Genomic DNA, 23,367 nt, shown 5'->3' on the forward strand with positions numbered 1-23,367 from the left:
TTCCCTACACCTCGCCGTTCTCCGGGTGGAGGATCTGCTCCGCCCAGATCGTCTTGCCCGTCGGATTGTGCCGGCTGCCCCAGCGCTGGGTGAGCTGGGCGACCAGCAGCAGCCCCCGGCCGCCCTCGTCGAAGGCGCGCGCCCGGCGCAGATGCGGCACGGTGGTGCTGGAGTCGGAGACCTCGCAGATCAGCGACAGGTCGTGGATCAGCCGGAGCTGGATCGGTGGCGCGGCGTGCCGGATGGCGTTGGTGACCAGCTCGCTGGTGACGAGTTCGGTCGCGAAGATCGCGTCCTCCAGCCGCCAGTCCCGGAGCTGCGCGGTGACATAGCCGCGGGTCCTGGCCACCTCTGCGGGGTCCGCGGGCACGTCCCAGGTCGCCACGTGCGCGGTGTCCAGCACCTTCGTACGGGCCAGCAGCAGCGCCACGTCGTCCTGCGCGCGGCCGTCGGGCAGCAGCGTGCTCAGGACCGCGCCGCAGGCGGCGTCCAGCGACGCGGCGGGACGCGTCAGCACCTCGGCGAGGATCCGCCGGCCCTCGTCGGTGTCGCGGTCCCCGCCGTCCAGCAGACCGTCGGTGTACAGCGCGAGCACGGTGCTCTCCGGCAGCTCGAAGTCGACCGACTCGAACGGCAGTCCGCCGACCCCGAGCGGCGGACCGACCGGCAGTTCGACGGGGTACGTCCGGCCGTCCGGGGTGACCACGACGGGCGGCGGATGGCCCGCGCCCGCGAGGGTGCAGCGCCGCGAGATCGGGTCGTACACCGCGTACAGACAGGTGGCGCCCACCTCGGCCGACGTCTGCTCGGCGCCCGCCTCGGCGGAGAGCCGGATCACGAGATCGTCGAGATGGGTGAGGAGTTCGTCCGGCGGCAGATCGACATCGGCGAGGGTGCGCACCGCCGTGCGGAGCCGGCCCATGGTGGCCGACGCCTGGATGCCGTGCCCCACCACGTCGCCCACCACCAGCGCGACCCGCGCGCCGGAGAGCGGAATCACGTCGAACCAGTCCCCGCCGACCCCGGGGTGCGGGGAGGCCGGCAGGTAGCGGGAGGCGATCTCCACGGCATTGGCCCGGGGCAGATGATGCGGCAGCAGACTGCGCTGGAGCGCGAGGGAGGTGTTCTGCTCCCGGGTGAAGCGCCGCGAGTTGTCGATGCACACCGCCGCCCGCGCGGTGATCTCCTCGGCCAGCAGCACATCGTCGGGGGCGAACGGCACACCGCCCTCGAACCGGGAGAAGACCGCCACACCGAGCGTCGTACCGCGCGCCAGGACCGGTACGGCCATCACCCAGTGGAAGCCGTACTTCTTGGCGTGCGCGGCGCGCGCGGGGATCAGTTCGGCCCAGCGCCGCATGACCGGGTCCGTCATCACGTTCAGTACGGGACGGCCCGATGCCAGACAGGCCGCCAGGGGAGAGAAGTCCGGATAGATCTGTACGTCGCCCACCTTCACCCACGCGTCGGGGGCGTCCTCGTTGACGCGGTCCTCCGTACGGGAGCGGTGCGCCACCCTGCGCAGCGGTACGGGGCCGGTGACCGGGCCCGGTGGCGGCTCGGCGCCGTCGGCGAGATGTTCCAGCAGATCGACGCTGACGAAGTCCGCGAGGTGGGGCACGCACACGTCGGCCAGCTCCCACGCGGTGCGGTTCACGTCCAGCGTGCTGCCGATCCGGACGCTCGCGCTGTTGAGCAGCAGCAGCCGCTGCCGGGCCAGCACCTCCTCGGTGACATCGTGCGCGGCCAGGCACACGCCCCGTACCCGGCCCTCCTCGTCGCGCAGCGGGGCGAGCCGGGCCGACCAGGCGTGCTCCTCGGCCTCGCCGCCGGTCCGCATGAAGGTACGGGCGTCGAGCGCGGTGCCGGTGGTCAGTGCCTCGCGCATCTGGTCCTCCAGCTCGGCGCTCTGCGGCTTGCCGCCGATCTCGGCGAGGTGCAGGCCGCGGATCTCGTCCTCCGGCAGCCCGATGACCTGGTCCATCGCGCCGTTCACCCGGCGCAGCCGCAGCCGGGTGTCGTACACGGCCAGGGCGCACGGGCACTGGTCGAACGCCCAGCGGCTCAGTTCGGCGTCCTCGGCCACCGCCTCCGTACCGCTCAGCGCGGAGACCAGCAGCCAGCCGCCGCCGGGCGCGCGGTCGGTCGGATCCTGCCGGTGGGCCAGGACCCGTACGTCCAGGGGACGGCCGTCCCGGTGCCGCAGGGTGACGGTGCCGGTCCAGCGCGGCTGTCCGCCGTCGGGCCGCAGCCCCTCGGGCAGACCCCCCTCGGGCAGCCCCCGCGCCAGCAGCATCGTGGCCTCGCGGCCCACCGTCTCCGACGCCGGGTAGCCCAGCAGCCGCTCGGCGCCCTCGCTCCACGAGGTGAGAACGCCCCGCGGGTCCACCCTGACCGTGGCGGCGTCGGCGTCCGCGTCGCCGACGGGGCCTTCCGGCCGGTCGCCGGGGCCAGGGGAGGGGCTGCCTTGGCGCGTCATCGTCGACCGTCCCACGTTCGCCGCACTGCCCCCACGCGCGGCTCGGCGCCACGCCGTACGGAACCACGTTCCCCAGCGTGGGGCACCCGGGGCCGCCCAACAAGCGGGGCTGCTCCTAAGGAGGGCGTAAGGAGAACGGTGGAAGGCGAAGGAAGGCGAAGGAAGGCGAAGGAAGGCGACAGGAAAACGTCAGGACGGCGAAAGGGGTGAGCGGGAAGGGGGTGGGAGGAAAGCCAACGGGGAAAACTACTTGAAGGGTACGGTTCGTACCGATTTGTAGTCTTGATCACCGGGTACCAGGGGGCGACCGGCACCACGGGTCGTCCGTACGCCTGAAAGGCAGGGCCCGGCGGGGAGCGAGCACCATGGATGACACGCGCGAAGCGGCTCTCTGGCAGGCGCTGTCATTCGCCCAGTCCGTCCTGCCCATGGCGGTGTACGACGCGGATCTGCGGCTGCTCCACGCCAACGAACGGATGTGCCGGATCGCCGGCCGCACCGAGGCCGAGATGCGCGGCCACCGCTCCGGCTTCCTGCTGGACGACGGCGCGGCGGACGACGGTCCGGACGACGGCGGAGCCCACGACGGCGGAGCCGACGACGATGCGGCCGGCCCGGACGGCGGACGCCCGGCGCGCGGGGGCGGTCCGCAGACGCCGGCCGGCGCGCTCGAAGCCGCCCTGCGCCGGGTGGTGCGCACCGGCGAGGCCGAGTCCCTCCAGACCGTCCGCCGCGTGGACGGCGAGCGGCACCTCCGCTCCTGGGCGCTCTCCCTCTCGCCGCTCAGGAACGCCTCGGGACGGGTCCACGCGCTCGCCGTGACCGGCTTCGAGAACAGCGCGCAGCGCAGGGCACGCGCGGGCCTCGCCCTGCTCAGCGAGGCCAGCATGCGGATCGGCACCACCCTGGACGTCACCCGCACCGCCCAGGAACTGGCGAGCACACCGCTCCCCGGATTCGCCGACTTCATCAGCGTCGACCTGCTGGACTCCGTACTGCGCGGCGACGAGCCGACCCCCGGACCGGTCTCCGGCGACATCCCGCTGCGCCGCGTCGCGCACGAATCGGCCCGGCACCCGGACGCCCCCGAGGCCGCCGTCGCCGTCGGCGACCTCGACCACTACCCCGAGTCCTCGCCCCCGGCCCGCTGCCTCGCCACCGGACACGCCGTGCTCACCGGCCCCGGGGACCAGGCGTACACCGACTGGATGGCGCGCGACCCCCGGCGCGGCGCCCTCGCCGCCGGCTTCGGGGTCCGGTCCCTCGTGGCGGCCCCGCTGGTCGCCCGGGGCAACATCCTGGGCGCCGCGCTCTTCACCCGGCACCTGCACCCGGAGCCCTTCACCGAGGAGGACCTCGCCCTCGCCGAGCAGCTGGCCGCCAGGGCCGCGATCTGCATCGACAACGCCCGCCGCTACACCCGCGAGCGGGCCACCGCCGTCACCCTCCAGCGCAGTCTGCTGCCGCGCGGACTGCCCCCGCAGTCGGCCGTCGAGGTCGCCACGCGCTACCGCCCGGCCGACTCCCAGTACGGCGTGGGCGGCGACTGGTTCGACGTCATTCCGCTGGCCGGCTCCCGGGTCGCGCTGGTGGTGGGGGACGTCGTCGGGCACGGCATCCACGCCTCCGCCACCATGGGCCGGCTCCGTACGGCCGTCCGCACCCTCGCCGACATCGACCTGCCTCCGGACGAACTCCTCACCCACCTCGACGACGTGGTGGTACGGCTCGCCTCGGAGAACTTCGGGAGCGCGGGACCGGACGGCGACCCCGGCGCCGCCGCCGACGAGGACATCGGCGCGAGCTGTCTGTACGCGGTCTACGACCCGGTCGCCCGCGCCTGCTGCGCGGCCCGGGCCGGCCACCCGCCACCGGTGCTCGCCACCCCCGACGGCGCGGCGCACCTGCTCGACCTGCCCGCGGGACCGCCGCTCGGCCTGGGGGACCTGCCCTTCGAGTCCGCCGAGTTCGAGATTCCCGAGGGCAGCACGCTGGCCCTCTACACCGACGGCCTGATCGAGTCGCCGGAGCACGGCGCTGGCACCGGCAAAGGGCTGGGCACCGAGCCCGGCTCCGGTGTGGAGGGCCTCTGCGCGATCCTGGGCACGCCCTCCCCGTCGCTGGAGTCCACCTGCGACACGGTGCTCGACAAGCTGCTCTCGCCGTCCCGCACCGACGATGTCGCCCTGCTGCTCGCCCGCACCCGGGTGCTCGACGCGGAACAGGTCGTCACCTGGGAACTGCCCGCGGAGCCCGAACTCGTCGCGGACGCCCGCGAGCGCATCACCGGCCAACTGGCCGCGTGGGGGCTCGAAGAGCTGACCTTCACCACCGAACTGGTCGTCAGCGAGCTGTTCACCAACGCGATCCTGCACGGCCGGGGCCCCGTGCTGCTCCGGCTGATCCGCGACCGTACGCTCCTGTGCGAGGTCTCCGACCACAGCACCTCCGCGCCGCACATGCGCCGGGCCCGGGTCTACGACGAGGGCGGGCGCGGGCTGCTGCTGGTCGCCCAGCTCACCCGGCGCTGGGGTACCCGCCAGATCCCCGGCGGGAAGGCGATCTGGGCCGAACAGCCCCTCCCGGCGGCCTGACCGGCGTCATCCCTGCCGCGCCTCCGCCAGCCGCCCCCGGGCGGCGGCCTGGATCCGGGAGGGCCCGAGCCCCCACTGGAGGGTGCGTCCGACGGCCGTCGCCAGGGGCCGGTCCCAGCCGGCGCGGACGGGGGCCGGGCGGCGGATGCCGAGTTCGGTGCGGGCCCAGTCGGGGAGGAGTCCGACCGAGGCATTCGTGAGCAGGCCCACGACCAGCCGCTCCCGTCGGGTGCGTCCGAAGCGGCGGAGGAACAGGACCGAGTCCAACGCGGCTGCGGTGGCGTGGAGTTGGGGGCGCATGCGGGCCAGGTGACGCTCGGCTTCGAGGGACGTGCGCGGTACGTTCCGTGCGCCCAACGCCTCGGCCATGGGGGCGGCCTGGCGGTAGTAGGCGTCGCATTCGGCGGGGGTCAGTCGGAGCGGCCGGGGCGCGTAGGTCTGGTGGCCGGCCAGGAAGCTGTGTACCTCGGCGGTGTGCACCCAGGTGAGCAGGTCGGGGTCGTCCGCGCGGTACGGCCGGCCGTCGGGCGCGGTGCCGTGCACCCGGGTGTGGATCCGCCGGACGAGGTCGATCACCTCGCGGGAGGCGGCCGAGGAGCCGAAGGTGGTCGTGGTGATGAACCGTACGGTTCCGTTGAGCCGCCCGACCGGATCGGCGCGGAAGTCGGAGTGCTGGTCGACCCCCGCCATGGCCAGCGGATGGAGCGACTGGAGCATGAGCGCGGCGAACCCGCCGGTGAGCATCCCGGTGGCGTGCCCGTGCACCCGCCACACCGGGTCCCCCGGAGCGATCCCGAACAGCCCGGGATCACCGGGCGGCCCCGCGTACCGCTCCAGCTTGAGATCCCCGCCGTGCATGGTCGCGGTGAGTTCCGCCGCGATCCGTTCCCGCACTCCCACCGGCACCTCCAGGGTCCGTGTCCCTCAGCCGAGGGTACCGACCCGCCCGGCGAGCACGGCCACGAGGATGAGCACTCCGCACAGGGGGTTGGTGGCGAACGCCCGCCCGCAGGCCCCGACGTCGGCGGGGTCGGCCCGCCACACCTGCCATCCCAACTGCCCCGCGACCACGCACAGTCCGGGCCAGTACAGCGGCCCGAGCCCGGCCACCACCCCGAACCAGGCGAGCAGCACCACACACGCCGCGTACACGCCGCCCACCAGCACCCGGGTACGGCGGAGCCCCAGCAGCACGGCGGCCGACCGCACCCCGGCCCGCACATCGGCCTCCCGGTCCTGGCAGGCGTAGATCACGTCCGTCCCCACGGCCCAGCAGATCACCGCCCCGTACAGGAGCACACCGCCGAGCCCGAGCCCTCCGGTGAGCAGGACGTACACCAGTGGCACCGTCCAGTTGATGGTGATCCCCAGCCACACGTGCGGCCAGTGGGTGACCCGCTTCATGTACGGATACACCGCCGCGAGGGGCGCCCCGGCCGCCGCCCACACCACGGCCTCCACACTCCAGAACCCCATCACCAGCGGAGCGGCGGCCCCCACCACCACACACAGCGCCAGTGCCCGCCCGGGTGCCAGCCGCCCGGAGGCGACGGGCCGCCCCGCCGTACGCGGCACCTGTGCGTCGAACCGCGCGTCCAGCACGTCGTTGAGCCCGCAGGCGGCCCCCCTCGACAGCACCCCGTACACCAGGAGCAGCAGCCCGAGCAGGACCCCGTCCCGGGGCCCGGCGATCGCCGCCAGGGCGATCCATCCGGGCACCACCAGCAGCCAGGACCCCACCGGCCGGTCCAGCCGCAGCGACTCCAGATACGGCCGCACCCCGGCGGGGGCCCGCCCCACGAGCCGGGCGGCAGGGCCGCGGGCCGGGCCCTGAGCCGGGACGTGGGGCGGGTCCGGGGGCGGGACCTGAGCCGGGACGTGAGCCGGGGCATTTGAGGCGACGGTCATACCGATTCGCGTCCCTTCCAGAGGGATTGGCTGCCGATCGGCTCAACTTAGCCCCGGATTGGGCGAGTTCTCCGTCCTGCCGGGGAGATCCCCGGAAAAGAGAGTCTTACGGGCAAGGGAAAGGGGCCGTAAGTGCAGGCCGGGCGGCGGCCGTTCCGGCCGGTGGTGTCAGCCGCCCAGGGCCGCCGAGACCACCGCCCTGGCCTCCTCCTGGACCCGGCCGAGATGGTCCGCGCCGAGGAAGGACTCCGCGTAGATCTTGTAGACGTCCTCGGTGCCGGAGGGGCGCGCGGCGAACCAGGCGTTCTCCGTGGACACCTTGATGCCGCCGATCGGCGCGCCGTTGCCCGGCGCCTCGGTGAGCACCCCGGTGACCGGCTCCCCGGCGAGGCTGTCCGCGGTGACCTGCGCCGGCGAGAGCCGCGCGAGCACCGCCTTCTGGGCCGGGGTGGCGGGCGCGTCGATCCGGGCGTACGCGGGCTCCCCGAAGCGCGCGGTGAGCGCGGCGTACTGCTCGGAGGGGGTCTTCCCGGTCACCGCGAGGATCTCGGAGGCGAGCAGCGCCAGGATGATGCCGTCCTTGTCGGTGGTCCACACCGAGCCGTCGCGGCGCAGGAACGACGCCCCGGCCGACTCCTCGCCGCCGAAGCCGAGCGAGCCGCCGGCCAGCCCGTCCACGAACCACTTGAAGCCGACGGGCACCTCGACCAGCGGCCGGCCGAGGTCCGCGGCCACCCGGTCGATCATCCCCGACGAGACCAGGGTCTTGCCGATCCCGGCGGCCGCCGGCCAGCGGTCACGGTGGGCGTAGAGGTACGAGATCGCGGTCGCGAGATAGTGGTTGGGGTTCATCAGCCCGCCGTCCGGGGTGACGATGCCGTGCCGGTCCGCGTCGGCGTCGTTGCCGGTCGCGATCGCGAACCGGTCGCGCCGCTCGATCAGCGAGGCCATCGCGTACGGCGACGAGCAGTCCATCCGGATCTTGCCGTCCCAGTCCAGCGTCATGAACCGCCAGGTCGGATCGGTCTCCGGGTTGACCACCGTCAGGTCGAGCCGGTGCTCCTCGGCGATCCGGCCCCAGTACGCGACCGACGCGCCGCCCAGCGGGTCCGCGCCGATCCGTACACCGGCGGCGCGCACCGCGTCCAGGTCGAGCACGGCGGGCAGATCGGCCACGTACGTGCCGAGGAAGTCGTACCGCCCGGTGCCGGGAGCGGCCAGGGCACTCCGGTACGGCAGCCTGCGCACGTCCTTGAGGCCGCCCGCGATGATCTCGTTGGCGCGGTCCTGGATCCAGTTGGTCGCCTCGGACCCGGCGGGGCCGCCGCTCGGCGGGTTGTACTTGAAACCGCCGTCGGCGGGCGGGTTGTGGGACGGGGTGACCACCACGCCGTCGGCGAGGCCCGTCGTACGGCCGCGGTTGTGCGTGAGGATCGCGTGCGAGACGGCCGGGGTGGGGGTGTAGCCGTCGGCGCTGTCGATGAGCACGGTCACGGAGTTGCCCGCGAACACCTCGACGGCGGTCACCTGGGCGGGCTCGGAGAGCGCGTGGGTGTCGGCGCCGAGGAAGAGCGGCCCGTCGGTGCCCTGGAGCGCCCGGTACTCGCAGATCGCCTGGCTGGTCGCGGCGATGTGGTCCTCGTTGAACGCGGTGGCGAGGGACGAACCGCGGTGCCCGGAGGTCCCGAACGCCACACGCTGGCCCGGCTCCTGGGGATCGGGGTGCAGCGCGTGGTAGGCGGTCACCAGCTCGGCGACATCGATGAGGTCCTCCGGCCGGGCCGGCTGTCCCGCTCGTTCGTGCGGCATCTGCCCATTCCTCCAGGTCGGTCGGTCAGGTCGGACGATCAGATCGGTCGATCGTTTCGTCGGTTCATCTTCGCGGGTCGCCTCCGTGACCGGCGACCGCCCCGCCGGTCACCCTGGCAGGTGACCCGGGCGGCACGGGCGGTTCCGGTGCGGGACGGTGAGTCCGGCCCGGGTCCGGTCAGTCGGCGGCGACCGTCGACGCGCGCACCATCAGTTCCGGGGTGAACCGGCGCGACCGGGCCGGGCGCCCCTCGACCATCCCCACCAGCGCGGTCGCCGCCCGCTCTCCCATGTCCCGCATCGGCGAGCGTACGGACGTGAGGGGGATGGGGAGTTGGGCGGAGAGCGGTACGTCGTTGAAGCCCGCCACCGCGACATCCCGCCCCGGCACCAGACCGGAGGCGCGCAGCGCGCCCATGACCCCGATCGCGGCGAAGTCATTGACCGCGAAGATCGCCGTGGGGCGGGGCCCGGCGGCCAGCAGCCGGTGCGCGGCGTGCTCGCCGCCGTGCACGTCGAAGGGCGCGTTGACGACCAGCGCCGGGTCCACCGGCAGGCCCGCCTTCGCGTACGCGTCCGTGAAGCCCTTCGTCCGCTCGACCCCGGTGGAGGCGTACGGCTCGCCCGCCACGACCGCGACCCTGCGGTGTCCCAGCGTCAGCAGATGCTCCGCCACCAGCCGTCCGCCGACGATGTCGTCGCAGGTGAACGAGGTGACCCCGCGCAGCCGCCGGGAGACCAGAGCCACCGGCACCCCGCGCGCGACCAGTTCGGAGGCGAGCGTCGTGTCGCCGCGCGCGTCCCCGAGGAGCAGCCCGTCGACCCGCAGCGCCAGCAGCCGCTCGATCTTGGCCCGCTGGACCGCCGGGTCGTCCCCGGTGTTGGCGACGACCGCCTGGTACCCGGCCGCCGCCGCGCCCGCCTCGATGCCCTCGTAGACGGTGGCCAGCACGATGTCGGTGAGCCGGGGGACGAGCACCCCCAGCAGCCGGGAGCGGCCGGTCCGCAGGCTGGACGCGGCGGGGTGCGCGACATAGCCGAGCCGTCTCGCGGACTCCCGTACCCGGTCGGCGGTGGCGGCACCGACCCCGGCTCCGTCGCGCAGCGCCCGGGACGCGGTGGACTGGTGCACACCCGCGTCGGCGGCCACATCGGCCAGGGTCACACCGTTCTCGGTCACACCGTTCCCGCCCGGGGCGCGGCCGGCTGCGGGCTGTCGTCTCAAGGCCGTGGTCCTCGTTCCTGTCCTGCCGGGGGCGCCGGGCACCGGGATGCGGGCGGCGCGGGAGGCACCGGCCCGGGTGGCCGCATGTCCGGAACCATCATCTTCCATGAAAATCCGATTACGGGGGTTGCCCTCCGGGGTGAGTGTGGAGCATGGTTGCGCAATCGTTCTCGCAATCGATTGTGGAGCTTCGTATGCAGCTTCGTCTCATCGGCACGGGTGGCACCATCGCCAGCCGCTCCACGCCCACCGGGAGGGTCGCCTCCGTCACGGTGAAGGAGCTGCTGGACGCCGCGCGCGCCTTCCCCCTGCCGGAGGGTGCCGAGGTGACCTGCGCGGAGATGGGCCTGCGGGCCAGCTTCTCGCTCGGTCTCCCCGACCTCGCCGCGCTCGCCGCGGCCGTCGGCGAGAGCCTGCGCGACGGGGCCGACGCGGTGGTCATCACCCACGGCACGGACTCCCTGGAGGAGACCGCCTTCGCGCTCTCCCTCGTACACGCCGACGACCGCCCCGTCGTGCTCACCGGCGCCCAGCGTCCCGCCGACGACCCGGCGCCCGACGGGCCGCGCAATCTCGCCACCGCCCTGACCTGGGCCGCCCACCCCGCGGCCCGCGGCCACGGCGTCAGCGCGGTCTTCGACGGCGCGGTCTGGCCCGCCATCGGGCTGCGCAAGACCGACACCCTGGCGCCCGCGGCCTTCGGCGCGCCGGGCCGGGGGCCCGTCGCCCGCGTGGACGACGGCCGCGTCCGGCTGATCGGCCGGCCGCCCCGCCCCGCCCCGCTGCTCCGCGCCGACGACCTCGGCCGGCTGCCCCGGGTGGACATCGTCCCGCTCTACGTCGGCTGCGACCCCGTGCTGCTCGACGCCGCGGTGGCCGCGGGCGCGCGCGGCGTGGTGCTGTGCGCCTTCGGCGCGGGCAACGCCCCGCCCGACGTCACCGACGCCGTCGCGCGGCTGGTGGCGGACGGCGTCGCGGTCGCCGTCGCGAGCCGGGTGCCGGTCGGGGCGACCTCGGCGGCGTACGGCGCGGGCGGCGGCGCCGACCTGCTGCGGGCCGGCGCGGTCTTCGCCGCCGACCTCTCCCCGTGGCATCTGCGGCTGCTCCTGGCCGCCGCGCTGCACCGGGCCGCCGGGCGAGGGCCCACCGGAGCCGCCGCGCTGATCCACGACTGGCTCGTCGACGCCGGGCACCACGACACCCCGAGGCCGTAGCCCGGCCGACCGCCGGCCGGGCGCGCCTCCCGCACGGGCGGCCCGTCCCCACGTACACCACCGGCAGACACCACGCGCACACGTCAACGTGCACCAACCAGCACATGTGGAGGAGAACGGACATGGCGAAAGAGATTCTGGTCGCCTACGGAGTCGACGTCGACGCGGTCGGCGGCTGGCTCGGCTCGTACGGGGGAGAGGACTCCCCCTGCGACATCTCCCGCGGCCTGTTCGCGGGCGAGGTGGGCGTGCCCCGGATGCTGGAGCTCTTCCGGCGCCGCGGGATGACCACCACCTGGTTCTGGCCGGGCCACTCGATCGAGACGTTCCCCGAGGAGTTCGAGGCGTGTACGGCCGCCGGCCACGAGATCGGGGTGCACGGCTACAGCCACGAGAACCCGATCGCGATGAGCCGGACGCAGGAGTCCGACATCCTCGACCACTGCATCGACCTCATCACCACCCGTACCGGGCGGCGTCCCACCGGCTATGTCGCCCCCTGGTGGGAGTTCTCCCCGGTCACCAACGAACTCCTGCTGGAGCGGGGGATCGCGTACGACCACTCCCTGATGCACCGCGACTTCGAGCCGTACTACGTACGGGTGGGCGACAGCTGGTCGAAGATCGACTACGACCGTCCGGCGGGGGAGTGGATGAAGCCGCTGGAGCGCGGCGAGGAGACCGACCTGGTGGAGATTCCCGCCAACTGGTACCTCGACGACCTGCCTCCGATGATGTTCGTCAAGGCCAGCCCCAACAGCCACGGCTTCGTCAGCCCCCGTGATCTCGAACAGATGTGGCGCGACCAGTTCGACTGGGTCTACCGCGAGAACGACTACGCCGTCTTCACGATGACCGTGCACCCCGACGTGTCTGGACGGCCGCAGAACCTGCTGATGCACGAGCGGCTGATCGACCACATCGACAGCCACGAGGGCGTCCGCTGGGTTACCTTCGACGAGATCGCCACGGACTTCGTCCGCCGCCGTCCCCGCGGCTGACCCGGCTCCGTACCCGCTCGGTACGGCGCACACCACGTCCCGTACCGCTCGCGCGGAACGCTCGCTTCCGCACCACTTCCGCCGAACGCGCGCTTCCGTACCGCTACCGCTACCGCTTCCGTACCGCTCCCGCTGTGTCCCTCCCCGTCGCGCAGCGGCTCACCGGCCACCGCGGCCCCGGCATCCCGCCCCTGCCCCGGCCTCCGGCCGCGCGGCGCCGGCCCTCTCCCCGGGGCCGGCGCCGGGACCCGGCCCCGTTCCCCGTCCCGGCCCCCCGCGCACCACCACGCACCGCGCCGCGCCGCATCGCATCGAAACGCATCGCATCGCGCCGCACAGCACCGCATCGTCCCCGCGTCCCCTTCGTACGTATCGGAGTCCGCTCGTGCACTCGTCAGCGAAAGCCCCGTCCGTCACCGAGCCCGCCGTCATAACCGACCCGGCCGCCCCGTCCCGCAAGCTCGTCGTCCGTGCCTCGGTCATCTGCTTCCTGGCCTGGGTCTTCAGCGTCTACGACTTCACCCTCTTCGGCACGCTGCTCCCCAAGATCGCCGAGGACTTCGGCTGGTCCACGGCGACCGCCGCCAATGTCGTCACCGGCGTCACCGCGGGCACCTTCGTGGTCTCGCTCTGCGTCGGCCCCATCCTCGACCGGTTCGGCCGCCGCCCGGCCCTGATGATCACCTCGGCCGGAGCCGCCCTCACCTCCGCCGCCACCGCCCTGGCCGGCGGCGCGATCTCCATGGTCGGTATCCGCGCCTTCTCCGGGTTCGGCTACTCCGAGGAGGTCGTCAACACCGTCTACCTCAACGAGATCTACGGCAAGCACCCCCGGCGCGGGCTGCTCTTCAGCTTCGTCCAGAGCGGCTGGCCCGTCGGTGCCCTGGTCGGCGCCGGTGTGACGGCCCTGACCCTGCCCACCTTCGGCTGGCGCGGCAGCTTCGTGATCGCGGCCGTTCCCGCGCTCGTCATCGCGCTGCTGATGCGCACCCTGCCCGAGTCCCCGGTCTTCCTCGGCCTGAAGAAGGCCCGCGCCCTGCGCGCCGAGGGGCGCGCCGCCGAGGCCGCCGCCGTCGAGAAGTCGGCCGGTATCGAGACCGCCGAGACCAAGCCCGGTCTGCGGGAGGTCTTCGCCCCCGCGCTGCGCCGCCACACGCTCTGTCTCGCCGCCGCCTGGCTGCTCAACTGGATGGGCATCCAGATCTTCTCGGTGCTGGGAACGACCGTGCTCGTCGAGGCCAAGGGCGTCTCGTTCAGCAGCGCGCTGCTGGTCCTCGTCCTCGCCAACCTGGCGGGCTTCTTCGGCTACGTCTTCCACGGCTGGCTCGGTGACCGGATCGGCCGCCGTACGACCATCATCATCGGCTGGAGCTGCGGCGGCGCCGCGATGACGGCCATGCTCTTCGGCCCGACCTCCACGGGGGCCGTGATCGGCCTGTACGCGCTCGGGCTGTTCTTCCTGACCGGCCCCTACTCGGCGATGTTGTTCTACATGAGCGAGTCCTTCCCCGAGCAGGTCCGCGGGGTCGGCTCCAACGTCGCCCACACCATGGGCCCGGTCGGCGCCATCGTCGGCTCCGCGCTGCTCGGCGCGCTGCTGTCGGCCGGTGCCTCGATGACCCTCGCCGCCTTCGCCGCCGGAGCCGTCGGCATCTTCGGCTCCGGCTTGGTGATGCTCGGCGCCCGGGACGTCGACCGGCACCGTACACCTCAGGAGAACGCGACATCATGATCACAGAACGACAGCGCGGCGCGGCCCTCGTCACCGGCGGTGCCAGCGGCATCGGCCGGGCGACGGCCGTCGCCTTCGCCGAAGCCGGCGTCGACACCGTGATCGGCTTCCACCCCGCCGATCCGCACGACCCGGCCGAGACCGTCGACGCGGTGCGCGCGGCCGGCGGCAGATGTCTCGCCGTCGAGGCGGACGTCGCGAGCGCCGCGGGGCCCGAGCGGCTGGCGCAGGCGGCCGTGGACACCTACGGCCGGCTCGACGCCGCCGTCGCGGCGGCCGGCATCCTGCGCCGGGCGCCGCTCGCCGAACTCACCGAGGACGCCTGGCAGGACATGCTCGGCGTCGACCTCACCGGGGTGCTGCGCACCTTCCGCTCCGCGGCGGCGCGGATGACGGGACCCGGCGCGCTGCTCGCCGTCTCGTCCATCGCGGGCGGGGTGTACGGGTGGGGTGAGCACGCGCACTACGCCGCCGCCAAGGCCGGGGTGCTGGGGCTGGTGCGCTCCCTCGCCGTGGAGCTGGCGCCGCGGGGGATCCGCGCCAACTCCGTCATCCCCGGGCTGATCGAGACCCCGCAGTCGCTGGACGCGCGCAACTCGCTGGGCCCCGAGGGGCTGCGGGCGGCGGGGGCGTCCATCCCGGCCGGCCGGGTCGGCCGCCCGGCGGAGGTGGCCGCGGCCATCCGCTTCCTGTGCGCGCCCGAAGCCTCGTACATCACCGGACAGCAACTCGTCGTGGACGGCGGCCTGACGGTCCGCTTCCCCGACTGACTTGGCTGACCCGACCGACCCGACCGACCCGACCGACCCGACCGACCCGACCGACCCGAGTGACCGACTGTCCCACTGCCCGACCTCTCCCGGAGACCTCATGACCACCGCGCCCCCGCCCCCGGCCTCGTCCCCCGCCTCCTCTCCCGCCCCGCGCACCGTGCTGATCACCGGTGCGGCCAGCGGCATCGGCGCCGCCGTCGCCGAGGCGTTCGCCCGCGAGGGGGCCGGGCTCGCCCTCGCCGACCGTGACACCCGCCGGCTGGAAGCCCTGCGCGACCGGCTGCCCCGTACCGCCTCCGTCACCCTGCACACGCTCGACGTCGCCGACGCCGACCAGGTCAGGGTGGTGGTGGACGACGCCGTACGCCGCCACGAGGGGGTGGACGTCCTCGTCAACTCGGCGGGCATCCTCACCGAGGTCCCGCTGGCGGAGATGGATCCGGCGGTCTGGGACGAGACCATCGCCGTGGACCTGCGCGGTGTCTTCCTGAGCTGCCGTTACCTCCTTCCGCACATGATCGCGCGGGGCGGCGGGCGGATCGTCAACATCGCTTCCCAGCTCGGTCAGAAGGGCGGCGAGGGGCTGACGCACTATTCGGCCGCCAAAGCCGGTGTCATCGGCTTCACCAAGGCGCTCGCCCGGGAGGCCGCCCCGCACAACGTGCTGGTCAACGCGGTCGCCCCGGGGCCGGTGGAGACCCCGCTGGTGGACGGGCTCAGCCCCGAGTGGAAACGCGCCAAGCAGGCGGAGCTGCCGCTCGGCCGGTTCGGGCGGCCGGAGGAGATCGCGCCGACGGTGCTGCTCCTCGCCTCCGACCCCGGCGGCAACCTCTACGTGGGACAGACGCTCGGCCCCAACAGCGGCGACGTGATGGCATGAGGACGGCTTCCGGACGGAACGGGCGCCTCGGCGGACCGCCCGCCCCGCCGTCCTCCGGTACGGAGCGGGGCTGACCGGCCGTGTGTGGAGGGTGCGGCCGCCCCGCGACCCGCTGGACGGAGCGCGTGGCGCCGCTCGGACCTGGTGGTACGGCGGCCCGGCACCGTGCCGTACGCCTGCTGCTGGCCGGGACCCGGCTGACCGCCAGTCCCTGGCCGGGCGGCGGCTGGCAACTCGCCGACCGGGGCGGGCGCCGGCGCCACTGCGCAGGACTCGACGCGCTCTGGACCGCCGTACGCGCCCTCTCGGGGCCGGTGATCACCGCCGATCCCGAGGACACCACCCGCCTCCACCACCTGCCGGAGGCCCCCGTACTCGATCCGCACGCGCTGGTCGTCTGGACGGCGGCGGCGCTGCGCGCGGGGTCGGTGCCGGGGCCGCTCACCGTGCGGGCGGCGGGCTGGTCGCTGACCGGCGGCGCGGACCCGGGCGCGGTTCCGGCGCTCCACCGCGGGGACACGGATCCGGCGTCCGAGGCGGTGCGGGTCGAGGCCCCGTGGGGCGCCCGGACGCTCGCCGCGCATCTGACACGGGTGTGCGCCGCCCCGGAGGAGCCGCGCTGACCCGGGAGGAGCCGCTGACCCCGGAGGTGTCCGGGAGCGCGCCCGGGACCGGCGCGGCGACCCGTTCGATACGATGAACGGCCAGCGCTGCCGCACGTCCTCCGGCGTCGTTCCCGCATCATCGAAGGGGTCGAGTTGGCTACCATCAGGGACGTCGCCCAGCGGGCCGGGGTCGCGCCCAGCACCGTCAGTTACGTCTTCAACGGCTCCCGCTCGATCTCCGAGGAGACCCGCAGACGCGTACAGGAGGCGGTGGACGCCCTCGGCTACCACCCGCGCGCCAGCGCCAGGACCCTGCGCAGCAGCCGGACCCATGTGATCGCCCTCGCCCTGCCCCGAGCGGCCGGTGAACGGCACGCCGTGGACGGCCGGTTCGCGATCGAGGTCAGCGACGCCGCCAACACCCTCGGCTACGACCTGCTGCTGACGACCTCCCAGGACAAGGCGGAGGGACTGCGGCGCGTGGCGCTCAGCGGCCTCGCGGACGCGGCGGTCCTGATGGCCGTCGACATGGAGGACGCGCGGATCGACGTCGTACGGGAACTGGTCTTCCCCGCGGCCCTGATCGGGCGGCCCGCGGACGAGGACGCGCTGCCCTGGACCGACCTCGACTGGGAGGAGGCCGCCGCGCTCGCCGTCCGGGAACTCGCCGCCGCGGGCCACCGCGACCTGGTGTATCTCGCGCCCGGGGAGTCGGAGGTACGGGGGCGGCGCAGCTACGCGCTGCGCGGGATCGCCGGCGCCCGCCGGGGCGCCCGTACCACCGGCGCCGCCGTCAAGGTCGTCCACTCCGTGGGTGATCCGGCCATCCTGGCGCGCCGGCTCCGGGCGCTGCTGGGGGGCCGGACGGCGGACGGCACCCGGCGGCCGGGGAGCGGCACGGGGGCCGACGCGGCGCCGACCGCGCTGGTCGTGCAGCACCCCTCCGCGCACCACCACATCCTGGCGTCCCTGACCGCGGCCGGGCTGCGGGTGCCGGAGGACGTCACCGTCGTTGTCATCGGTACGCTCCCGGGCGACCCGTCGAGCCGCCGGCTGCCGCGGATCGACCTGCCGGTCCAGACGCTGGCCACCGAGGTCACCCGGCTCGCCGTGTCCGCCGCCGCCGCGCTGCGGGAGGACACCGCGGCCGACACGGAGCGGGCGGAGCCGGGCGCGCGGCTGCTCGCCGACTCCGTCGGGCACCTGCTGATCGCACCGGTCCTGCTGCCGGGCGCGCGCCCCCTCGGCGCGCCGCGGGGCTGACCCGCCCCGGCTGGATTCCGACCCCCGTACCGAAGGCGCCGCCGCGCCCCTTGTCGCCGTTTCGGTGAGCGCCTAACATCGCCGCAGCGCTGAATCGAATCGATTCGATAACCGTTCTCCCGCCCGCTGCTCCGCCTCCCTCCGGCTCCCGGCTCCCGCACCCGCTGCCCGTGCCCGCCGCCGTCCTGTCCCGCTCGCCCGGCGGTGTATCTCCGTAGCCACCGGCTCATCCGCCCGCATCCGCGTACAGACACACGCAGCACCGCACAGTCCCGCACATCTCCGTCTCCATACAGCGTTGTAGACCGAACGGAGTTCCCCTCCTATGCACCCCATCCGCCGCCGCCGTCCGGCGCCGGCCGTGCTCCTCACCGCCCTCGTGGCCATCGCACCGCTCGCCGGATGCGCGCGGCTGCCCGACCCCGGCACCCTCACCGTCCTCAACTCGGCCACCGACACCCACGAACACACCCAGCAGCAGAAGTTCTTCGACCGCTGCGCGAAGCCGCTCGGGGTGAAGGTCAGACAGACCAGCGTCCCCGCCGACCAGGTGGTGTCCAAAGCCCTGCGGATGGCCTCGTCCCGCTCGCTGACCGACATCCTGGAACTGGACGGCTCCGAACTCCCGCAGTTCGCCGACACCGGGGGCCTCCTCCCGCTGAAGGAGGCGGGCGTGGACGTGACCGGGATGTCGCCCGGCGCCGTCTCCATGGGCAGCTTCCAGGGCGACCAGTACGGCATCGCCCGGTCGGTCAACTCCCTCGCCCTGATCTACAACGTCGATCTGCTGCGTAAGGCGGGCGTCGAACCGCCCACCACCTGGGAGGAGTTGAAGGCGACCGCCAAGAAGCTCACCCAGGGCCGGACGTTCGGGATGGCGTTCAGCGCGACCCCCGACGCGGACGGCGTCTACCAGTTCCTGCCGTTCTTCTGGTCGGTCGGCGGTGACGAGGCGCGGCTCGACGACGGCAGGGGAGCCCCCGCCCTGCGGCTCTGGAAGGACCTGGTCGACGACAAGTCGGCCTCCAGCGCCGTCGTCACCTGGAACCAGCAGGACGTCAACGACCAGTTCATCGCGGGCCGCGCCGCGATGATGATCAACGGTCCGTGGCAGGTCCCGGTCCTCGGCGAGCACAAGGACCTCGACTGGGCGGTCGCCACGATCCCCGTGCCCGAGGCCGGCCGCCCGCCGGTGCCGCCGATCGGCGGCACGGTCATGACCCTGCCCCGCACCGGTGACAGCGGGCGCCAGAAGACCGCCGCGCGGATCCTCGACTGCCTCAACGAGCAGCGCAACCAGATCTCCTGGGGCGAGTCCGTCTACAACGTCCCCACCCGGACGGCCGCCGCGGCCGCGTACAAGGCCCAGAACCCGAAGCTCGGCGCCTTCGCCGACCAGGTCGCCACCGCGCGCTCCCGCACCGACCGGGTCGGCTCCCGCTGGCCGGTCGTCTCCGACGCCCTCGCGGGCGCCTTCCAGTCCGTGCTGACCGGCCGCTCCACACCCGAAGCCGCCCTGAAGCAGGCCCAGTCACGGGCCACGGCCGGTGAGTGACGTGAGGAGACCCGCCATGAAACCCACCACCCCGGCCGCCGCACCCGAGTCCGCCGCGGCCCCCTCCGGGGACGCCCCCGCGGCGGAGACGGGTACCACCGCCCCCGACGGCGCGGTGACCGCCGCCCCCGGCCGCCGCGGCGCGGTCCTGCGCCTGCTCTTCGTCGCGCCCGCCGTCCTCTACATGCTGGCCTTCTTCGGCTATCCGCTGGTGCGCAACGTCGTCATGAGCTTCCAGCACTTCACCCCGCGCACCTACTTCACCGGCGAGGCCCCCTTCAACGGACTCGACAACTGGCGCGGGGTCTTCGGCAATCCGCTCTTCACCGACTCGCTCTGGCACACCCTGCTCTTCACCGCGGGCTCCCTGCTCGGCCAGTTCGTCATCGGCCTCGCGCTCGCCGTGTTCTTCTCCCGCCGCTTCCGGCTCTCCGGTTTCGTCCGCGCGGTCCTGCTGCTGCCCTGGCTCGTCCCGATGGTCGTCTCGGCCGTCGTCTGGCGCAAACTCCTCGACCAGGACACCGGCGTCCTCAACACCTTCCTCATGGACCTGCACCTCACCTCGTCCGCCGTGCCCTGGCTCAGCAGCCCCGACGTGGCCCTGCTCTCCGCCGTCCTCGTCAACATCTGGATCGGCATCCCCTTCAACATGGTGATCCTCTACGGCGGACTCCAGGAGATCCCCCGCGACCTGTACGAGGCCGCCGCCCTCGACGGCGCCGGGCCCTGGCGCACCTTCCGCAGCCTCACCCTGCCGCTGCTGCGCCCGGTCGTGACCGTGGTCCTCATCCTCGGCTTCATGTCCACGGTGAAGATCCTCGACCTGATCCTCGCGCTGACCGGCGGCGGCCCCGCCGACTCCACCCAGACCCTGGGGACCGTCACCTACCAACTCTCCTTCCAGCAGCTGAACTTCGGCCAGGGCGCGGTGGTCGGCAACGTTCTCATCCTGATCAGCGCGGTCTTCGCCGTGTTCTACCTGCGGGCCAACCGCTCCGACTTCGGCCAGGGGAAGTGACCGCGATGTCCACCACCGACTCCGCCCGCCGCCCGCGCGGCGGCGGCTCCACCGCCCTCGCGCTGCTGATCCTCGTCGTCCTGCTCTTCCCGCTCTACTGGATGGTCAACATCGCCCTCCAGCCCGGCGAGAGCCTCGCCGCCACCCACTGGCTGCCCACCTCACCCGGCTGGGACAACTTCCAGCGGGCGCTGAGCAGCCAGGGCGGCTCGCTGGTGACCAGCCTCGTCGTCGCGCTCGGCGCCGTCGTGGTCTGTCTGGCGCTGGCCGCGCCCGCCGCGTACGGACTGGCCCAGCTCGGGCTGCGCGGCAGCCGTACGATGGTGTTCGCCACGCTGATCACCCAGATGGTCCCCGGCATCGTCATCGCCAACGCCCTCTACAGCGCCTATGTCGAACTCCGCCTCGTCAACTCCCCGCTGGGGCTGATCCTCGCCGACGCCTCGCTCGGGCTGCCGTTCTCCATCGTGCTGCTGCGCGCCTTCATGGTGTCGATCCCGCGCGAGGTCGTGGAGGCGGCGCTGGTCGACGGCGCCAACCGGCTCACCGCCTTCGTCCGGATCGTGCTGCCGATGAGCCGCAACGCGCTGCTCACGGCGGGCCTGTTCACCTTTCTCTTCGCCTGGTCCGACTTCATGTTCGCCCTGACGCTCAACACCACCGACGACGTCAAACCGATCACCCTCTCCATGTACGAGTACATCGGCGCCCACGTCAGCGACTGGGGCGCGGTGATGGCGACCGCCGTCGTCTCCGCCGTCCCCGCCGCGATCCTGCTGGTCGTGGCGCAGAAGTACGTGGCCGCGGGCATCTCCGGCGGCTCCGTCAAATAACGGCCGCCGCCCCGTCGAGCAGAGACCATCGACCTGATGGACCACCGATCCGCACCAGCCCCCTCCACAGAGCAGGAGCACTGATGAAGTTCACCGACGGGTACTGGCAGATGCGCCCCGGCGTGACCGCGCGGTACGCGGTCTCCGTCGCCGACACCGAGGTCACCGACGACCGGGTCACCCTCTACGCGCCGGTGGGGCGGGTGACCCATCGCGGCGACACGCTCAACGCCCCCCTCGTGACCGTCGACTGCTGGTCACCCGCCGAGGGCGTCATCGGCGTCCGCGTCACCCACCACGGCGGACGCGTACCGAGGACACCGGAGTTCGCGCTCGCCACCGGCTCCGGAACCGGCGCGGGGAAGGTGGTCAGGGAGGGCACCACGATCGAACTCGCCTCCGGGGAACTCTCCGTGCGGACCGACACCGACGCGCCCTGGCAGCTCGACTTCACGGCGGGCGGGCGGACCCTCACCTCGGTCGGCAGCCGCGGGGCCGGCTTCGCGACCGACGCCGACGGCCGGCACTTCATGCTCGCGCAGCTCTCGCTCGCCGTCGGGGAGAGCGTGTACGGGCTGGGCGAACGCTTCACCCCCTTCGTCAAGAACGGCCAGACCGTGGACATCTGGCAGGCGGACGGCGGCACCAGCAGCGAACAGGCGTACAAGAACATCCCGTTCCACCTCACCACCCGCGGTTACGGCGTCTTCGTCAACCACCCCGGCCTGGTCTCCTACGAGGTGGGCTCCGAGGCCGTCGGGCGCGTCCAGTTCAGCGTCGAGGACCAGAGCCTGGAGTTCTACGTCATCCACGGCCCCGGCCCCCGGGAGATCCTCGCCCGGTACACCGCGCTCACCGGCCGTCCCGCACTGCCGCCCGCCTGGTCGTTCGGCCTGTGGCTCTCGACCTCCTTCACCACCTCGTACGACGAGGCCACCGTCAACCGGTTCGTCCAGGGCATGGCCGACGCCGAAATCCCCCTGAGCGTCTTCCACTTCGACTGCTTCTGGATGCGCGAGTACCAGTGGAGCGACTTCGTCTGGGACCCGGACGTCTTCCCCGACCCGGAGGGCATGCTCGCCCGGCTGCGCGAGCGCGGGCTGCGCGTCTGCGCCTGGATCAACCCGTACATCGCGCAGAAGTCCGCCCTCTTCGCCGAGGGGATGGCCGCGGGCTATCTGCTCAGGAAGCCCGACGGGGACGTCTGGCAGTGGGACCGCTGGCAGCCCGGCATGGCGCTGGTCGACTTCACCAACCCGGACGCCCGCGTCTGGTACGCCGACAAGCTGCGCGTCCTGCTCGACCAGGGTGTCGACTGCTTCAAGACGGACTTCGGCGAGCGGGTGCCCGTCGACGTCGCGTGGCACGACGGATCCGACCCGGAGCGGATGCACAACTACTACACGCAGATCTACAACGAGACCGTCTTCGAACTGCTGCGCCAGGAGCGCGGCGAGGGTGAGGCCGTCGTCTTCGCCCGCTCCGCGACCACCGGCGGCCAGCGGCTCCCCGTGCACTGGGGCGGCGACTGCGAGTCGACGTTCGAGGCCATGGCCGAGTCGCTGCGCGGCGGACTCTCGCTGGGCCTGTCCGGCTTCGGCTTCTGGAGCCACGACATCGGCGGCTTCGAGGGCACGCCGACCCCCGCCGTCTTCAAGCGGTGGGTCCAGTTCGGCCTGCTCTCCTCGCACAGCAGGCTGCACGGCTCCAAGTCCTACCGGGTGCCGTGGGACTACGGGGACGAGGCCGTCACCGTCACCCGCGACTTCACCCGGCTCAAGCACCGGCTGATGCCGTACCTCTACCGCGCCGCGACCCAGGCCAGGGACGCCGGTACGCCCGTGATGCGCGCCATGGTGGTGGAGTTCCCCGACGACCCGGCCTGCCACCCGCTCGACCGGCAGTACATGCTCGGCGACGACCTGCTGGTCGCCCCGGTCTTCACCGAGGACGGCTCCGTCGAGTACTACGTGCCCGCCGGTACCTGGACCAACATCCTGACCGGCGCCCGGGTCACCGGCCCCGGCTGGCGCCGCGAGACCCACGGCTTCGACACCCTGCCGCTGCTCGCCAGGCCCGGCGCGGTGATCCCGCTCGGCGCCGTGGACGAGGGGCCCGAGTACGACTGGGCGGACGGGGTGACCCTGCGCGTGCACACCCCTGCGGACGGCGCGGAGGTCGTCACCGCCGTCCCCGCGGCAGACGGATCGGGCCCCGCCGCGGTCTTCACCACCCGGCGCGACGGTGACGAGATCGTCGTGGAGACCGGGAGCGCGCTGCCCTGGAAGGTCCTGCTGGTGGGCGCGGAACCCACCGGGGACGCCGCCGCGGATCCGCTCGGCGCGCTCCACAGCGCCCCGGCGGGCACCCACCGGCTGACGCTCCGCCTGGCCTGAGCCCCGCCCGCGTACCCCCAGCGGGCCACCGTCACCACCCCGGCTGAATACACAAGGATGACAGGATTTGTCGGGTGTGGCG

17 protein-coding genes are annotated in these 23,367 nt (G+C 73.3%); 12 read left to right on the forward strand and 5 right to left on the reverse strand.

What is annotated here, in order from left to right; genetic code table 11:
* Positions 1-4 precede the first annotated feature (4 nt).
* On the reverse strand, positions 5-2,479 hold the full coding sequence (locus ACFTZC_RS31920; RefSeq protein WP_382895612.1) for a SpoIIE family protein phosphatase: 2,475 nt from the start codon (positions 2,477-2,479) through the stop codon (positions 5-7).
* A gap of 365 nt (positions 2,480-2,844) precedes the next feature.
* Between ACFTZC_RS31920 and ACFTZC_RS31925 the strand changes: the two genes are divergently transcribed.
* On the forward strand, positions 2,845-5,073 hold the full coding sequence (locus ACFTZC_RS31925) for a SpoIIE family protein phosphatase (RefSeq protein ID WP_382895614.1): 2,229 nt from the start codon (positions 2,845-2,847) through the stop codon (positions 5,071-5,073).
* 6 nt (positions 5,074-5,079) lie between these two features.
* Here the strand turns inward: ACFTZC_RS31925 and ACFTZC_RS31930 are convergent, their stop codons facing one another.
* From ACFTZC_RS31930 to ACFTZC_RS31945, 4 genes are all read right to left on the reverse strand, one after another.
* Positions 5,080-5,973 (reverse strand): oxygenase MpaB family protein, encoded by an 894-nt coding sequence (locus ACFTZC_RS31930; RefSeq protein ID WP_382895616.1) that lies wholly within the window; start codon positions 5,971-5,973, stop codon positions 5,080-5,082.
* Between the two features lie 24 nt (positions 5,974-5,997).
* On the reverse strand, positions 5,998-6,981 hold the full coding sequence (locus ACFTZC_RS31935) for a 4-hydroxybenzoate octaprenyltransferase (protein ID WP_382895617.1): 984 nt from the start codon (positions 6,979-6,981) through the stop codon (positions 5,998-6,000).
* A gap of 168 nt (positions 6,982-7,149) precedes the next feature.
* Positions 7,150-8,790, reverse strand: coding sequence for a phosphoglucomutase (alpha-D-glucose-1,6-bisphosphate-dependent) (gene pgm / locus ACFTZC_RS31940; RefSeq protein WP_382895619.1), 1,641 nt, complete (start codon positions 8,788-8,790; stop codon positions 7,150-7,152).
* 178 nt (positions 8,791-8,968) lie between these two features.
* Positions 8,969-9,970, reverse strand: coding sequence for a LacI family DNA-binding transcriptional regulator (locus ACFTZC_RS31945; RefSeq protein ID WP_382895621.1), 1,002 nt, complete (start codon positions 9,968-9,970; stop codon positions 8,969-8,971).
* A 239-nt stretch (positions 9,971-10,209) separates the two neighbouring features.
* On the opposite strand from ACFTZC_RS31945, the gene ACFTZC_RS31950 reads away from it, so the two are divergent.
* The 11 genes from ACFTZC_RS31950 (at position 10,210) to yicI (ending at position 23,285) form a co-directional block, all read left to right on the forward strand.
* Positions 10,210-11,229: an asparaginase gene (locus ACFTZC_RS31950; RefSeq protein ID WP_382895622.1), complete on the forward strand. Its 1,020-nt coding sequence runs from the start codon at positions 10,210-10,212 to the stop codon at positions 11,227-11,229.
* Between the two features lie 122 nt (positions 11,230-11,351).
* Positions 11,352-12,230, forward strand: a complete 879-nt coding sequence (locus ACFTZC_RS31955) for a polysaccharide deacetylase (RefSeq protein WP_382895624.1) — start codon at positions 11,352-11,354, stop codon at positions 12,228-12,230.
* Between the two features lie 385 nt (positions 12,231-12,615).
* Positions 12,616-13,962: an MFS transporter gene (locus ACFTZC_RS31960; protein ID WP_382895625.1), complete on the forward strand. Its 1,347-nt coding sequence runs from the start codon at positions 12,616-12,618 to the stop codon at positions 13,960-13,962.
* On the forward strand, positions 13,959-14,732 hold the full coding sequence (locus ACFTZC_RS31965; protein WP_382895627.1) for an SDR family NAD(P)-dependent oxidoreductase: 774 nt from the start codon (positions 13,959-13,961) through the stop codon (positions 14,730-14,732). The genes ACFTZC_RS31960 and ACFTZC_RS31965 overlap by 4 nt, the downstream gene beginning before the upstream one ends.
* 100 nt (positions 14,733-14,832) lie before the next feature.
* Positions 14,833-15,615 carry an SDR family NAD(P)-dependent oxidoreductase gene (locus ACFTZC_RS31970; RefSeq protein WP_382895629.1) on the forward strand — a complete coding sequence of 261 codons (783 nt, stop codon included), beginning with the start codon at positions 14,833-14,835 and terminating at the stop codon, positions 15,613-15,615.
* 125 nt (positions 15,616-15,740) lie between these two features.
* Positions 15,741-16,238 (forward strand): hypothetical protein, encoded by a 498-nt coding sequence (locus ACFTZC_RS31975; protein ID WP_382895631.1) that lies wholly within the window; start codon positions 15,741-15,743, stop codon positions 16,236-16,238.
* Between the two features lie 135 nt (positions 16,239-16,373).
* Entirely contained in the window at positions 16,374-17,483 is a 1,110-nt protein-coding gene (locus tag ACFTZC_RS31980; RefSeq protein WP_382895633.1) for a LacI family DNA-binding transcriptional regulator, read from the forward strand.
* A 325-nt stretch (positions 17,484-17,808) separates the two neighbouring features.
* Complete coding sequence (locus ACFTZC_RS31985) at positions 17,809-19,038, forward strand: extracellular solute-binding protein (protein WP_382895635.1); 1,230 nt, start codon at positions 17,809-17,811, stop codon at positions 19,036-19,038.
* 16 nt (positions 19,039-19,054) lie between these two features.
* Positions 19,055-20,056, forward strand: a complete 1,002-nt coding sequence (locus tag ACFTZC_RS31990) for a carbohydrate ABC transporter permease (protein WP_382895637.1) — start codon at positions 19,055-19,057, stop codon at positions 20,054-20,056.
* A 5-nt stretch (positions 20,057-20,061) separates the two neighbouring features.
* The gene (locus tag ACFTZC_RS31995) at positions 20,062-20,889 is read left to right on the forward strand and encodes a carbohydrate ABC transporter permease (protein WP_382895638.1); all 828 of its coding nucleotides are present in this window, start codon (positions 20,062-20,064) and stop codon (positions 20,887-20,889) included.
* An 83-nt stretch (positions 20,890-20,972) separates the two neighbouring features.
* Positions 20,973-23,285 carry an alpha-xylosidase gene (gene yicI / locus ACFTZC_RS32000; protein ID WP_382895640.1) on the forward strand — a complete coding sequence of 771 codons (2,313 nt, stop codon included), beginning with the start codon at positions 20,973-20,975 and terminating at the stop codon, positions 23,283-23,285.
* Positions 23,286-23,367 lie beyond the last annotated feature (82 nt).

Origin of the sequence: Streptomyces sp. NPDC056987 (assembly GCF_042673865.1) — a bacterium.
GTDB lineage: Bacteria > Actinomycetota > Actinomycetes > Streptomycetales > Streptomycetaceae > Streptomyces.

What these genes read in the sequence shown, in the direction of transcription:
- ACFTZC_RS31920 (WP_382895612.1), bottom strand. Translation starts at nt 2,479, where the DNA reads ATGACGCGCCAAGGCAGCCCCTCCCCTGGCCCCGGCGACCGGCCGGAA.
- ACFTZC_RS31925 (WP_382895614.1), top strand. Translation starts at nt 2,845, where the DNA reads ATGGATGACACGCGCGAAGCGGCTCTCTGGCAGGCGCTGTCATTCGCC.
- ACFTZC_RS31935 (WP_382895617.1), bottom strand. Translation starts at nt 6,981, where the DNA reads ATGACCGTCGCCTCAAATGCCCCGGCTCACGTCCCGGCTCAGGTCCCG.
- pgm (WP_382895619.1), bottom strand. Translation starts at nt 8,790, where the DNA reads ATGCCGCACGAACGAGCGGGACAGCCGGCCCGGCCGGAGGACCTCATC.
- ACFTZC_RS31950 (WP_382895622.1), top strand. Translation starts at nt 10,210, where the DNA reads ATGCAGCTTCGTCTCATCGGCACGGGTGGCACCATCGCCAGCCGCTCC.
- ACFTZC_RS31955 (WP_382895624.1), top strand. Translation starts at nt 11,352, where the DNA reads ATGGCGAAAGAGATTCTGGTCGCCTACGGAGTCGACGTCGACGCGGTC.
- ACFTZC_RS31965 (WP_382895627.1), top strand. Translation starts at nt 13,959, where the DNA reads ATGATCACAGAACGACAGCGCGGCGCGGCCCTCGTCACCGGCGGTGCC.
- ACFTZC_RS31970 (WP_382895629.1), top strand. Translation starts at nt 14,833, where the DNA reads ATGACCACCGCGCCCCCGCCCCCGGCCTCGTCCCCCGCCTCCTCTCCC.
- ACFTZC_RS31985 (WP_382895635.1), top strand. Translation starts at nt 17,809, where the DNA reads ATGCACCCCATCCGCCGCCGCCGTCCGGCGCCGGCCGTGCTCCTCACC.
- ACFTZC_RS31990 (WP_382895637.1), top strand. Translation starts at nt 19,055, where the DNA reads ATGAAACCCACCACCCCGGCCGCCGCACCCGAGTCCGCCGCGGCCCCC.
- ACFTZC_RS31995 (WP_382895638.1), top strand. Translation starts at nt 20,062, where the DNA reads ATGTCCACCACCGACTCCGCCCGCCGCCCGCGCGGCGGCGGCTCCACC.
- yicI (WP_382895640.1), top strand. Translation starts at nt 20,973, where the DNA reads ATGAAGTTCACCGACGGGTACTGGCAGATGCGCCCCGGCGTGACCGCG.